We start from the raw sequence: 12,332 nt of genomic DNA, 5'->3' as shown, positions 1-12,332 counted from the left end.
GGGCCGGCAAGCGGCCCCGATGCATCAGCGCTTGGGGTTCAGCGTCAGGTGTACGTGGCGGTTCACGTCCTTGTACAGCAGGTAGCTGAAGTTACCTGGGCCACCGGCATAGCAGGCTTGCGGGCAGAAGGCGCGCAGCCACATGAAGTCGCCAGCTTCCACCTCGACCCAGTCCTGGTTCAGGCGGTAAACCGCCTTGCCCTCCAGCACGTACAGGCCATGTTCCATCACATGGGTTTCGGCGAACGGGATCACGCCGCCTGGCTGGAAGGTTACGATGTTCACGTGCATGTCATGGCGCATGTCGGCCATGTCCACAAACCGCGTGGTAATCCAGCGGCCTTCGGTGCCGGGCATTTCGATGACAGTGGCGTTGTCGCGGTGGGTCACGAACGATTCAGGCACGTCGAGGCCTTCCACCTTCTGGTAGTGCTTGCGCAGCCAGTGGAATGTGACGTTGGCCTTGCTGTTGTTGCGCAGGCTCCATTCAGCACCCGGGGCCAGGAATGCATACCCACCCGGCACCAGGGTGTGGTGCTTGCCTTCCACGGTGATATCCAGTTCACCTTCGACGATGAACACCACCGCTTCTGCGTTGGGGTCCAGTTCAGGCCGCTCGCTGCCGCCTTCCGGTGCGACTTCGACGATGTACTGAGAGAAGGTTTCGGCAAAACCGGTCAAAGGCCTGGCGATGACCCACATGCGCATCTTGTCCCAGAACGGCAGGTGGCTGGTGACGATGTCACGCATCACGCCTTTGGGGATCACAGCATAGGCTTCGGTGAACATGGCACGGTCAGTCAGCAGCTCGGTTTGAGCCGGGTGCCCACCGTGGGGGGCGAAGTAGGTGTGTTTCGACATGGATGATCTCGACTTGTTGTTCTATCCCCATGCCGTGAACCGCACCGGCCGGTGCGGCGCAGGGGACGTGGCGACAGAATAGGGGCGAGCCGGGCGCATCCACAAATTAAATGTTGGAATACCCGGTATTTGCTGGCTGAATACTGACGTGCTGCCCCGCGTGCTGGCCGGGCAGCCTGTCACCGTTGCCAAACAGCTTGTTGCGCAACGTACCGTCGGCATATTGCAGCGGGTAGCGGCCGCGCCGCTGCAACTCCGGCACCAGGAGTTCCACAACGTGGGTCAGGTCGTCCGGCTGCACGGCATAGGTCAGGTTGAAACCATCGATACCGGTCTGGTCCATCCAGTGCTCCAGCTGGTCAGCCACCTCTGCCGGCGTGCCGAGCAGTACCGGGCCGCGCCCACCCAGGCCAATGAACCGTGCCGCTTCGGCAACCGTCCAGCGCCGCTCTGGGTCGGCCGCGGTGAAGGCCGCCAGCGCCGCGCGGCCTGCGTCGTTTTCCACGTATTCGATGGGCGCGTCAGGGTCCAGGCCTGCGAAATCGATGCCCGTCCACCCGGACAGCAGCGCCAACGCAGCATCCAGGTCCACGTACCGGCGGTATTCATCGAAGCGGGCCTGGGCCTCGTCATGGGTAGGCGCAACGATCAGCAGCGCCTGGGCGTAGATCAGCACCTGATCACGGCCACGACCCACCGCTGCAGCGGCCTGGCGCACGCCCTCGGCGTAGCGGCGCAGCACCGTCGGCGTCGGCCCGCTGATGAACACGCATTCGGCATGCCGCGCCGCAAATTGCTGACCGCGCGCCGACGCACCGGCCTGGAACAGAACCGGTGTGCGTTGTGGCGACGGCTGGCACAGGTGCATGCCCGGCACCTGGAAGTGCTCCCCAGCATGTTCAATGGGGTGCACGCGCGAGGGGTCGGTGTAACGGCCGCTTTCACGGTCCAGTACCACGGCATCATCCTCCCAGCTTTTTTCCCAAAGCTTGTACAGCACCTCAAGGTACTCTTCAGCCAGGTCATAGCGTTCATCGTGCCCCAGTTGCCTGGGCAGCCCCAGGTTGCGGGCGGCGCTGTCCAGGTAACCGGTCACGATGTTCCACCCCACGCGCCCATTGCTCAGGTGATCGAGCGTGGACATGCGCCGTGCGAACGGGTAGGGGTGTTCATAAGTGAGGGAAAAGGTCACGCCAAAGCCCAGGTGCTCGGTAACGCCGGCCATGGCAGGCACCAGCAGTAACGGGTCATTCACCGGCACTTGCACGCCACCGCGCAACGCCGCATCCGCGCTGCCTTGGTAGACATCGTAGATACCCAGCACGTCGGCGATGAACAGCGCATCGAACAAGCCCTTTTCCAGCAGCCGGGCCAGGTCGGTCCAGTAGCTCAGTTGGTTGAAAGCCACGCTGGTATTGCGCGGGTGGCGCCACAGGCCGGGGGATTGATGGCTGGCGGCATTCATGCTGAACGCATTGAAGCGGATAGGGCGGGGCATGGCAGGCAGGCTCCGGTTCAAGGCAGTACGGAAGTGGGATAAACCGCATCGGCCACCCGCAACTTGCGCGGGATCAGGCCAAGCCCCTGGAAGGTATCCGCCAGCTTCTGCTGTTCGGCAACGATCTGTGGGGTGATGGGCACGGCATTGTAGTTGCGCCGTTCGCTGGCCACCTCCAGCACGCTTGCGCTGATACCCAGCTGTGGCGCCAGCAAGGCCGCGACGTCGGCCGGCTTGGTATTGGCCCACTGGCTGACCTTGGCCAGCTCGGTGAAGAACGTTTTGAGCAAGGCGCGGTTCTGGTCGGCAAATGGGGCGGTGGAGAGGTAGAAGGTGCGGTTGTTGGACAGGCCGGTGCCATCACGCAGGTTTTTCAGGCCGGGCTGGCTTTCGGCGGCAGCCAGGAACGGGTCCCACAGCGTCACCGCCTGTACGCTACCTGATTGCAGCGCCGCCACAGCATCGGCGGCGTTGTTGACATAGGCGGGTGTGATGTCCTGGTAGCTCAGGCCGGCCTGCTCCAAGGCGACAGCCAGCAGGTATTGGGCGTTCCAGCCGCGGCCGGTGGCAACGCGCTTGCCCTTGAGGTCCTGCACGGCGGTCAGCTGGTCCTGTTCGCGCACCACCAGGCCGATGCCACGTGGGTAAGGCTGCTCGGCAGCCAGGTAGACCACCGGCTTGCCGGCAGCCTGGGCGAATACCGAGGGGGCATCCGCTGCATGGCCGAGGTCGATGGCGCCTGTGCTAAGGGCTTCGAGCAACTGCGGCCCGGCAGCGAACTCATGCCAGCTCACTGTCACGCCTTGGGGTGCCAGGGCTTTTTCCAGTGCGCCACTGCCTTTGAGGATGTTGATGCTGTTGAACTTCTGATAACCGATACGCAGGGTTTTGGCCTCATCGGCCACGGCTGACGAGGTAGGGAGCAGGGTGCTGGCAAGGCCTGCCAGCAGACCGCCCACCAACAGGCGGCGCAGAGGTGAAAAAACGCGATTGGGCATGTCAGGTTTCCTGTGGCGAGGTGTATTGAGTGCCGTCAAACCTAAGCAGCCAATCACAAACTTTCAATTTTTATATTTCTAATGGATATATCATTTTGTTATTTATATATCCTTTTGTTTTGTAATGATCGTCCTGCGCTCGACATTTTTTTCACATCTGGTTGGTAGGATCTCGCGCAGAATAATGGAGCCCCTGTATGCCGCTGACCCTGCGCAAGCGCAGCACCCGCCTGGCTTTTGCCGCCACCTCTGGCCTGGTGATCGCCACCCTCGGCTTTTTTGCCTGGCAAAGTTTCTACCCCGTACAAGCCGCATCTGGCTGGGATGTAGACGTGCTGCACACGGATGTCGCCAAGGCGGCATCGCTGTTGCCGCAGGCCGACGGCAGCCTGCTGGTCAGCCGTGAACTGGATGACGGCCGCGGCAGCATCCTGCGGATCACCGCCGACGGCGAGCGCAAAGTGCTCATCGATCAATTGTCCAAACCGGACGGCATGGTCGCCGCAAGAGGTGGCTGGGTGTTCAGCCAGGAAGGAGGGCTCGCGCCGGTCAGCCTGGCCCGTAACGGCCAGGTAACGCCGTTGTTCGACGGCATCGCCGTACAGGGCCTGTGGAATGAGGGTGACCACCTGTACGCCGTTGAAGACCGCAAGGGCGATGGCCGCCTGATGCGCTATGACTGGCGTAACGGGCACGTCGATGTGCTGCGCTCGGGTTTGACCGAAGCCGAGGGCCTTACTCGGTGCGACGGTCGCCTGCTGTACACCCAAAAGGCCGATGGCCGGGTGAGGGCATTGTCCAAGGACGGCAAAGACCCGGTCGTGGTCGAGGGCCTTAGCAACCCCACCTTCCTGTACTGCGACCAGCGCGGCCTGTGGATCAGCGAAGACAACACCCATCGGGCCCGGCTGCTGCGCATCCGCCCCGATGGCACGCAGCAGACCGTGCTGTCGTTCCTCAAGGCGCCGCAGTCGATCGTGGCCGACGGCAAAGGGGGTTACCTGCTTGCCGAAGGTGGGCGCAACCGCGTACTGCATTTGGCACCGCCCGCCGAGCCCACCCAGGCCGCCAACCAGTGATGGCAGGCGGCAGCCCTGCGACCAACGCCACGCTTCCCTGCATCGCCCGGCTCACGGATAATCCGCGCACATTCCAATAAAGAGCCTGTGAGTGGTATGAGTGATTCCGTAGTCAGCCCCGGCCCGCACGAACAAGAACGGGGGCGCCGCACGCGCAAGAACAACCCCGAAAAAACCCGTGAGGACATCCTGCAGGCCGCCATCATCGAGTTTGTCCAGCAGGGCCTGGCTGGGGCACGGGTGGATGCCATTGCCGAACGCACCGCAACCTCCAAACGCATGATCTACTACTACTTCGGCAGCAAGGAACAGCTGTATTGCGAGTGCCTGGTCAAGCTGTATGGCGACATTCGCAAGACCGAGCAAAGCCTGGACCTGGAATCATTGCCGGCCGAGCAGGCCATCCGGCGGCTGGTGGAGTTCACCTTCGATCACCATGACCGCAATGTCGACTTCGTGCGGATCATCTGCACCGAAAACATCCACTACGGTGAATACGTCAAGCAGTCACCGGTCATTCGCGAAATGAGTAGCCTGGTGCTGCAGGCGCTGGGCAACACCTTGCAGCGGGGCGTGCAGGAAGGCGTGTTCCGCGCAGGTATTCAGGTGATCGACCTGCACATGCTGATGAGCGCGTTCTGCTTCTACCGGGTGTCCAACCGGCATACCTTCGGTGAGATCTTCCAGATCGACCTGCTGGACGACGACATCAAGCAGCGCCACAAGGCGATGATCTGCGACGCAGTGCTGGGGTACATCCGCGCCTGAGCCGGCTCACCCGTGCATTGGGGGGCTCAGTCCCCCAGCCGCTGTTCACGTGAAGGCGGGTAGCCAAAATACGCTGCGTAGCATTTGCTGAAGTGGGACACCGACACAAAGCCACAGGCCACGGCCACCTCCATCACCGAGAGGTCGGAATACTGCAGCAGCCGGCGGCTCTTGGTGATGCGCAGCTCCATGTAGTACCGCCGGGGTGACGTCCCCAGCTGCGCCTGGAACAGCCGGTCGATCTGCCGCCGCGAGCGGCCGCTGTAGGCCGCCAGCTGGTCGAGGCTGAGGGTTTCCTCCAGGTTGTTTTCCATCAGCTCGACAATGGTGCGCAGGTGCAGGCTCATCGATTTTTTCGCGCCTGGGCCAACCTGCCTGTAGCGTGCGCCCGAGAACGACAGAATCTCCTCTACACCCTCGGCGAGGCCGTCACCGTACAGCCTGCGCACCAGGCCCAGCATCAGTTCCATGGCCCCATTGGGGCTGGCGGCGCTGAGGCGGTCGCGGTCGAGCGTGAAGCTGGCCGGGGTGATGCGTGTCTGCGGGCTGCGTTCCGACAGGCTGGCGCGTTGTTCGGGGTGGATACTGCAACCATAATCGTCCAGCACCCCGGCGCGGCCGAGAAACCAGGCGCCGTTCCACAGGCCGCCAAGGGCCATGCCCTGGCTGGCGCAGTCGTCCAGCAGGCGGTCCAGCTCCGGGTATTTCAGGGGTGTGCGCAGGCCGCCGCAGATCACCAGCAGGTCCAGGTGTTTGAGTGCCTGGGGCGACAGTTCGGTGGCCACCAGTTCCAGCCCCAGGTCACTGAGTACCCGGTCACCGTCGAGGGACAGCGGGGTGAACTGGAAGCTGTCAGCGCGCAGCAGGTTGGCCGTGACCAGCACGTCCATGGCCACGGTGAAGCTGGCCATGGAGAAGTGTTCGAGCAGGACGAAATCAACCCGATAGGGTGTCAGCGCGTTGGCGCTGGCAGACTTCAGCCTCAGCATGTTGCTGGTACTGGTCTTCTTGCTGAACTGACGTGCTGTGGCCACTCTGGACTCCACTTGCTGGCTGGCCCGCTGAGTGTGGCCGGTGCCCCGGCGAAAGACAATCGCCTGGGTGGGCGTGTCTATGTGCAGGTCGCGTACAGGCACGCTGTCTGGCGGCACGCATTGTGGTTATGCTGGCGTCCCCGCTACTGAGGACGCCCTCATGAAATACGCCGTTGCCCTTCTGTTTTGTCTGTTACCGCTGTGGGCGCAGGCTGCCGAGCCGGGCAGCAAGCTGGCCCCCTGGACCTTGCTGGACCAATACGACCGCCCGTACACCCTGGATGCAGACACCCGCATTCTGCTGGTGGCGCGTGACATGGACGGCGCCAAGCTGGTCAAGGCCGCCATGGCCGAGCTGCCCAAGGGGTATCTGGAGGCCCGGCACGCAGTCTTCGTGGCTGATATCCAGCGCATGCCAGCCCTGATCAGCAAGCTGTTCGCCGTCCCCGCAATGCGCGATTACACTTACCGTGTACTGCTTGATCGAGAGGGGCAGGTAGCCAGCCGATACCAGGGTGAGGCAGGGCAGGTGCAGTGGTTGCAACTGGACCGCGGCACATGGGTCAGCCAACGCAGCTTCGCCGACGCGCAGGCACTGCGCTCGGCACTTGAGCAGGCCCAGGCCACACAATGAACGGAACCCTGAGCCCTCGGCGTGCACCAATACAGTAAGTGCCATTGGGAGGATGCTCATGGAAATCGGAACAATGTGGTTCTTCGTCGCAATCTTCGTGGTTCTGCTGGAGACGTGGGCCATCTGGCACATCATCGGCAGCGACCGACGCGCAGAGCGCAAGATGCTCTGGGTGATCGTTGTAGTCTGGTTGCCTGTGCTGGGCCTTCTGGCCTGGGCGGTACGCGGGCCACGCGCCGTCAAGGGGCGCTCAGTGCTGGAAGAGAAGTAGGCCGCATCTAGTAGCGCGCCCCTGTTCAAACACTGAACGCTGTGATTGCAGCCCGTGCCAAGGCAAAGTGCCCTGGCACGGGCGCTTTCGTTTAGGCACGATCACGCTTGACCTTAAGCAGGCTTGAGGTCCGATACTCCCGGCTCACATCAAACGACCGAGGGCGCACCGTGACTGACCCAGCTACCGTTGTTCTGAGCAATCCGCAAGGCCTCTACGACCCCACTGGCAATGGCTACTCCCATGTTGCGCAAGTGCCTGCGGGCAGCCGCTTGCTGTTCATTGCAGGCCAAGGGGGCGAAAGCGCCGAGGGGGTATTGTCAGCCAATTTCCAGGACCAAGCGCGGCAGGCGCTGGCCAACCTGGAGCTGGCACTCGCATCCGGTGGCGCCAGCCTGGGGCAGGTGTGCAAGCTGACCCTGCTGATCGTCGACCATTGCCAGGAGCGCCTGGCCGAGTGGGTGGCAGAAGCGGACCGGGCCTGGGGTACGGCCATGAAGCCAACCTGCACGTTGATCCCCGTGCCGCGGCTTGCCCTGGATGGCATGCTGATTGAGATCGATGCAGTGGCGGTAGCGCCAGCCTCCTCCCAAGGTAGGTAGCGGCACCGTCATACTCTGCGGTATACCCCTCTGCAGAAGCCAGCTGCCGCTGGCATGACCGCAAACCGTTCTCAGAGGTGGCCACACCATGGGTTCAGGCACTACCACGCGCCCGGGCGACCAGATCGTAGCCTGGCTCGGGCCAGCACTGTTCAGCCTGGTGGCGTTTGCCGCCAATTCCGTGCTTTGCCGCCTCGCGCTGAAGGGCGGGGCAGCCGACCCTGTGAGCTTCACCGTCATCCGCCTGGTCGGCGGTGCCCTGTTTCTGTTGCTGCTAACCCGCCTGCGCAAGCCCGCCTCGAGCCTGGGTGGCAGCTGGCGTGGGGCGCTCGCGCTGTTCCTGTACGCCTTTCTGTTCTCTGCTGCCTATGTGCAGCTCAGTGCCGGCGCTGGCGCGCTGCTGCTGTTTGGCGCCGTGCAAATCACCATGTTCGGCTTTGCCTGGTACAGGGGTGAGCGGATAACGCTGCGGGTGCTGACCGGTATGGCATTGGCATTCGTAGGGCTGCTGGTGTTGTTGTTGCCTGGTGCGGCGGCGCCGGGGTTGTCCAGTGCCTTGTTGATGGCGCTTGCAGGGGTGGCCTGGGGCATCTACACCTTGCTGGGCAAAGGCTCACCACGGCCATTGGCTGACACCGCAGGCAACTTCGTGCGCAGCTTGGCATGCCTGGTGCTGCTGGCCCCGATGCTGTGGATGGGCAGTGGCCTGCAATTGTCGCTTTCGGGTTTTGGCTACGGGCTCGCTTCTGGCGCCATTGCGTCAGGGGCGGGCTACGCGGTGTGGTACAGCGTGGTACGCCGGATCAGTGCGCAGCAGGCCGCCACCCTGCAACTCAGCGTGCCGGTGATCGCGGCCTTGGGCGGGGTATTGGTGGTCGGCGAGCCGTTGTCCCTGCGCTTGGCGCTGGCTTGCGCGGCTGTGCTCGGCGGCATCGCCCTGGCCCTGAGCCCGCGCCGCTAGAAGAAACTGCGCTGCGCCTTGAGCGTGACCACGCTTTCGCAGTAGGTATTGATGCCGGCATAGGCATCACAACCGCCGCCGTTGAGGTTGGAATTGCTGTAGATCAGGTTGAGGTCGATCCCGAGCCAGGGGCGGGAGAGCTCCAGGGACCAGTCAGAAAACGCGCTGACCTGGCTGCCGTCACCAATGGTGAAGGGTGTTCCCAACTGATGGTGGGCCAGCTTAACGGTCAAGTCGGCGTTCAGCAGGGGGATCTGGCCGAAATCAGCGAACAGGGTGCCGGTACGGTTGCTGGGGTTGTCGCGCAGCGCACCGCCGAAACGGCTTCCCAGAACTGAAATACCGCCATACAAGGCGTGGCTGTCGGCGCCCGCGATATTGGGTTGGCTGTAATGGATCAGGCCTACTTCGTAGCCCAAGGTGCTGTCGAAGTGGTGTTTGTAGCCGATGTAGCTGTCCAGGCGCAGGGTGGAGCCGGGCGCTACGCCCATGCTGGGTGCGTACTGGCCCAGGTACCAGCCATTGGCATGGCTGAGGTCCAGCCCGCCATGAAAGGCGCCGGTGGCGCTGGGTGAGATCAGCCCTTGGGCCATGCTGCGCGAGGGGGTGGTACCGAGCGTGAAGTTGAAGTCGCCCAGTTCACGTTTCATCTGCTGGGCCATTAGCGCCGGGCTGAACAGCAATGCAGCGCCTAGCAACAGAAGGGGCCTGGTCATGGTCTTCGTCCTGGGAGGCTTGCGTTTGAGCGGCCAAGGATACCTGCACGGGGCGTGCATGAAAACCGTTGTGAAGCGGTGCTGCTGCGCAGCCCTGGCAGGCTGCGCAGCCGCGGATCAGGCGACTTTGACGATCCAGCCTGCTGGGGCTTCCACGTCACCGCTCTGGATGCCGGTCAGCTCGTTGTAGAGCTTCTGGGTAACCGGGCCGACCTTCTCCAGGTCGTGGAACACATGCAGCTTGCCGTTGTACTCGATGCCGCCGATGGGCGTGATCACCGCAGCGGTACCGCAGGCGCCGGCTTCGACGAAACGGTCCAGGTTGCTGATCTCCACATCGCCTTCGACCACCGTCAGGCCCAGGCGCGATTGCGCCAGCTCCATCAGCGACAGGCGGGTAATGCCCGGCAGTACCGAGGCCGACTTCGGGGTGACGAATTCGTTGTTGCCGGTAATGCCGAAGAAGTTGGCAGAGCCCACTTCCTCGATTTTGCTGTGGGTCAGCGGGTCGAGGTAGATGGCATCGGCGAAGTTTGCCTTTTTGGCTTCAGCGCCAGGTTGCAGGCTGGCCGCGTAGTTGCCGCCGACCTTGGCTGCGCCTGTGCCTTGAGGGGCCGCGCGGTCGAAGCTGGAAATCTGGAAGTTGTGCGGCTTCATGCCACCTTTGAAGTACGAGCCCACCGGGATGGCGAACACCGAGAAGATGAATTCCGGTGCAGTGCGCACACCAATGTTGTCACCGGTGCCAATCACGAACGGGCGCAGGTAAAGCGCACCTTTGCCGTGGGGCGGCACGAACTTTTCATTGGCCTTGACCACCTGCTTGCAGGCCTCGATGAACACCTCGGTGGGGACATGGGGCATCAGCAGGCGCGCACAGCTGCGCTGCATGCGGGCGGCATTCTGGTCCGGGCGGAACAGGTTGATGGAACCGTCCTTGCAGCGGTAGGCCTTGAGGCCTTCGAAGCACTGCTGGCCGTAGTGCAGGGCGGTGGAGCCTTCACTGATGTGCAGCACGTTGTCGTCGGTCAGGGTGCCTTTGTCCCACTCGCCATTGCGCCAGACAGACAGGTAGCGTTTGTCGGTCTTGATGTAGTCGAAGCCGAGCTTGTCCCAGTTAATGCTTTCGTTGCTCATGACACCCTCGTTGTCTTGCTAGTGCCCGATCGCTCGGGCTGCTGTTATATGCGCACCTCGCCACCATAATACATCCGCAGCGGATCGGGAACGGCCAGTCGGAAAATGCCGCGTTGTCGGCTGCCTCTACAGTTTCAAGTACTCATCCAGGGCCAGTTGCTCAAGCAAGATGGCGTCGTGCGAAGCGATGATCAGGGCCCCGCGATACTGCCCGAGCATCGCCTGCACGGCCTGGAGCGAGGGCAGGTCGAGGTGGTTGCCGGGCTCGTCCAGCAACAACAGGTCCAGGGGCTGCTGGCGATAAAGGATCGCCGCCAGTGCGGCCTTCATGCGTTCACCTCCGCTGAGCAGGCTGCTGGGCAGGCCCACGCGGGCGGCGTCCAGGCCCAGTTGCGCCAGCCGGCTGCGCAGCTCGCCCTGGTGGAGTGCCGGGTTGGCCCGTTGCAGGTGTTGCAGCGCGCTGTCGGTGCCGTTCAGCAGGGTGCAATGCTGGTCGAGCAGGGCGGCTTCGCCACTGAGCACCAGGCTGTCACCTGGTGAGGGCAGTTGCCCGTCGATCATGCGCAGCAGTGTGGACTTGCCGCTGCCGTTGGCCCCCACCAGGCCCAACCGCTGGCCAACCTGCATGCGCACTGTGACGGGCTGCTGGGTACCGTGGGGCAAGCGCAGGTCTTGCAGGGCCAGCACCTGTCGGCCGGCATGGCGCTGCGGGGTAGGGGCGTGTACGTGGATAGTGCTGCACTGTTCGGTATCACCCGCTGCTGTGCGGATTTCAGCCTGCATCGCCTGCTCGGCACTCCGGTGCTGGCGGCGCTGTTTGCCAAGCGTGGCCTGGCCCACCTGCTGGCGGCGGTCGACAATGATCTTGGCCTGGTTGGCAACCTTGGCGGTGCGCCCCGCCCGGGCCTGGGCCTTCTCAAGGTTTTCGCGCTGCTGCTGGCGGTCACGGGCCTGGCGAAGTTGTTGCCGTTTAAGGTGCGCCAGGTGCTGCTCGGCGTGGGTTGCCTCGGCACTTTTCTGCGCCAGGTAGTGGTTGTAATCCCCGCCGTACGCCCGCAGGCCCAGGCTGGACAGCTCAAGGATACGCGCCATGTGCCCCAGCAGTGTGCGGTCGTGGCTGATGACCAGCATGCCGCGGTCCCAGGCCTTGATCATGCCCAGCAGCTCGGCGCGCGCAGGGCCGTCGAGGTGGTTGCTGGGCTCGTCGAGTATCAGGTAGTCCGCGTCACTCAGCCAGGCCCCGATCAGCGCCACGCGCATGGCCTGGCCACCACTCAGGCAGCGCGCAGGCGTGCGCCAGTCGAGCTGGCCCAGGCCATGGCGTTGCAGCAGTGCCTGCAACTGCTCGCGGATGCCCCAGCGCTCGCCCACGGTGTCGAAGTCTGCGGCATCTACGCTGCCTTGTTCGATGCGTTGAAGGGCTGCGATCACCGGGCCCACCTGGGCCAGGTCGGCAACAGTGGCACTGTGCTCGATTACCTGCTGGCCCAGCAGATGCACGTGGCCCTGGCGCTGGCAGGTACCGCTGCTGGGCGCGCGCTGGCCGGCCATTACCTGGGCAAGCAGGCTCTTGCCCACGCCATTGCGTCCGACCAGGCCGGTGCGGCTGCGGTCGAAAGTGGCGTTGAGGTTGTGGAACAACAGCCTGCCATCGGGCAAGGCCAGGGTGACGCTGTCGAGCGTCAGGATAGATGGGTCGGTCATGAGCAACTCCACGAATGCCGCGACATCTCCGGAGTGAACCGGAGGCTGAAGGCTGGCCGTCGGACAGAC

13 protein-coding genes are annotated in these 12,332 nt (G+C 63.4%); 6 read left to right on the top strand and 7 right to left on the bottom strand.

Going from position 1 to position 12,332, the window contains the following annotated elements; genetic code table 11:
• Positions 1-24: 24 nt before the first annotated feature.
• The 3 genes from APH25_RS03485 to APH25_RS03475 all read right to left on the bottom strand — a co-directional run bounded on the left by APH25_RS03485 (position 25) and on the right by APH25_RS03475 (position 3,357).
• Entirely contained in the window at positions 25-861 is an 837-nt protein-coding gene (locus APH25_RS03485) for a bifunctional allantoicase/(S)-ureidoglycine aminohydrolase (protein ID WP_060481089.1), read from the bottom strand.
• A gap of 106 nt (positions 862-967) precedes the next feature.
• Complete coding sequence (locus APH25_RS03480) at positions 968-2,359, bottom strand: LLM class flavin-dependent oxidoreductase (RefSeq protein WP_060481088.1); 1,392 nt, start codon at positions 2,357-2,359, stop codon at positions 968-970.
• A gap of 17 nt (positions 2,360-2,376) precedes the next feature.
• Positions 2,377-3,357: an aliphatic sulfonate ABC transporter substrate-binding protein gene (locus APH25_RS03475; protein ID WP_060481087.1), complete on the bottom strand. Its 981-nt coding sequence runs from the start codon at positions 3,355-3,357 to the stop codon at positions 2,377-2,379.
• A 197-nt stretch (positions 3,358-3,554) separates the two neighbouring features.
• On the opposite strand from APH25_RS03475, the gene APH25_RS03470 reads away from it, so the two are divergent.
• Complete coding sequence (locus tag APH25_RS03470; protein ID WP_060481086.1) at positions 3,555-4,436, top strand: hypothetical protein; 882 nt, start codon at positions 3,555-3,557, stop codon at positions 4,434-4,436.
• 96 nt (positions 4,437-4,532) lie between these two features.
• Positions 4,533-5,204, top strand: coding sequence for a TetR/AcrR family transcriptional regulator (locus APH25_RS03465; RefSeq protein WP_060481085.1), 672 nt, complete (start codon positions 4,533-4,535; stop codon positions 5,202-5,204).
• A gap of 26 nt (positions 5,205-5,230) precedes the next feature.
• Here APH25_RS03465 and APH25_RS03460 read toward each other — a convergent pair whose 3' ends face one another.
• On the bottom strand, positions 5,231-6,238 hold the full coding sequence (locus tag APH25_RS03460; protein ID WP_028633865.1) for a GlxA family transcriptional regulator: 1,008 nt from the start codon (positions 6,236-6,238) through the stop codon (positions 5,231-5,233).
• Between the two features lie 160 nt (positions 6,239-6,398).
• On the opposite strand from APH25_RS03460, the gene APH25_RS03455 reads away from it, so the two are divergent.
• The 4 genes from APH25_RS03455 to APH25_RS03440 all read left to right on the top strand — a co-directional run bounded on the left by APH25_RS03455 (position 6,399) and on the right by APH25_RS03440 (position 8,706).
• A complete protein-coding gene (locus APH25_RS03455; RefSeq protein WP_028633866.1) occupies positions 6,399-6,872 on the top strand; it encodes a hypothetical protein in 474 nt (157 codons plus the stop codon).
• A gap of 58 nt (positions 6,873-6,930) precedes the next feature.
• Positions 6,931-7,143, top strand: coding sequence for a PLD nuclease N-terminal domain-containing protein (locus tag APH25_RS03450; protein WP_028633867.1), 213 nt, complete (start codon positions 6,931-6,933; stop codon positions 7,141-7,143).
• Between the two features lie 170 nt (positions 7,144-7,313).
• Positions 7,314-7,745, top strand: a complete 432-nt coding sequence (locus tag APH25_RS03445; RefSeq protein ID WP_060481084.1) for a RidA family protein — start codon at positions 7,314-7,316, stop codon at positions 7,743-7,745.
• A gap of 88 nt (positions 7,746-7,833) precedes the next feature.
• Positions 7,834-8,706, top strand: coding sequence for a DMT family transporter (locus APH25_RS03440; protein WP_060481083.1), 873 nt, complete (start codon positions 7,834-7,836; stop codon positions 8,704-8,706).
• Here the strand turns inward: APH25_RS03440 and APH25_RS03435 are convergent.
• From APH25_RS03435 to APH25_RS03425, 3 genes are all read right to left on the bottom strand, one after another.
• Positions 8,703-9,422: a TorF family putative porin gene (locus APH25_RS03435; RefSeq protein ID WP_028633870.1), complete on the bottom strand. Its 720-nt coding sequence runs from the start codon at positions 9,420-9,422 to the stop codon at positions 8,703-8,705. The genes APH25_RS03440 and APH25_RS03435 overlap by 4 nt on opposite strands.
• Positions 9,423-9,539: 117 nt before the next feature.
• Positions 9,540-10,559 (bottom strand): branched-chain amino acid aminotransferase, encoded by a 1,020-nt coding sequence (locus APH25_RS03430; protein WP_028633871.1) that lies wholly within the window; start codon positions 10,557-10,559, stop codon positions 9,540-9,542.
• A 126-nt stretch (positions 10,560-10,685) separates the two neighbouring features.
• The gene (locus tag APH25_RS03425) at positions 10,686-12,263 is read right to left on the bottom strand and encodes an ATP-binding cassette domain-containing protein (protein WP_060481082.1); all 1,578 of its coding nucleotides are present in this window, start codon (positions 12,261-12,263) and stop codon (positions 10,686-10,688) included.
• Between the last annotated feature and the right edge of the window lie 69 nt (positions 12,264-12,332).

This window comes from Pseudomonas sp. NBRC 111119, assembly GCF_001320125.1.
Classification (GTDB): Bacteria; Pseudomonadota; Gammaproteobacteria; order Pseudomonadales; family Pseudomonadaceae; genus Aquipseudomonas; species Aquipseudomonas parafulva.
This window is presented reverse-complemented; position numbering and strand designations above follow the sequence as displayed.

Coding starts and splice junctions, on each gene's coding strand:
- APH25_RS03465 (WP_060481085.1), top strand. CDS start 4,533: ATGAGTGATTCCGTAGTCAGCCCCGGCCCGCACGAACAAGAACGGGGG.
- APH25_RS03430 (WP_028633871.1), bottom strand. CDS start 10,559: ATGAGCAACGAAAGCATTAACTGGGACAAGCTCGGCTTCGACTACATC.
- APH25_RS03440 (WP_060481083.1), top strand. CDS start 7,834: ATGGGTTCAGGCACTACCACGCGCCCGGGCGACCAGATCGTAGCCTGG.
- APH25_RS03470 (WP_060481086.1), top strand. CDS start 3,555: ATGCCGCTGACCCTGCGCAAGCGCAGCACCCGCCTGGCTTTTGCCGCC.
- APH25_RS03455 (WP_028633866.1), top strand. CDS start 6,399: ATGAAATACGCCGTTGCCCTTCTGTTTTGTCTGTTACCGCTGTGGGCG.
- APH25_RS03485 (WP_060481089.1), bottom strand. CDS start 861: ATGTCGAAACACACCTACTTCGCCCCCCACGGTGGGCACCCGGCTCAA.
- APH25_RS03450 (WP_028633867.1), top strand. CDS start 6,931: ATGGAAATCGGAACAATGTGGTTCTTCGTCGCAATCTTCGTGGTTCTG.
- APH25_RS03480 (WP_060481088.1), bottom strand. CDS start 2,359: ATGCCCCGCCCTATCCGCTTCAATGCGTTCAGCATGAATGCCGCCAGC.
- APH25_RS03475 (WP_060481087.1), bottom strand. CDS start 3,357: ATGCCCAATCGCGTTTTTTCACCTCTGCGCCGCCTGTTGGTGGGCGGT.
- APH25_RS03435 (WP_028633870.1), bottom strand. CDS start 9,422: ATGACCAGGCCCCTTCTGTTGCTAGGCGCTGCATTGCTGTTCAGCCCG.
- APH25_RS03425 (WP_060481082.1), bottom strand. CDS start 12,263: ATGACCGACCCATCTATCCTGACGCTCGACAGCGTCACCCTGGCCTTG.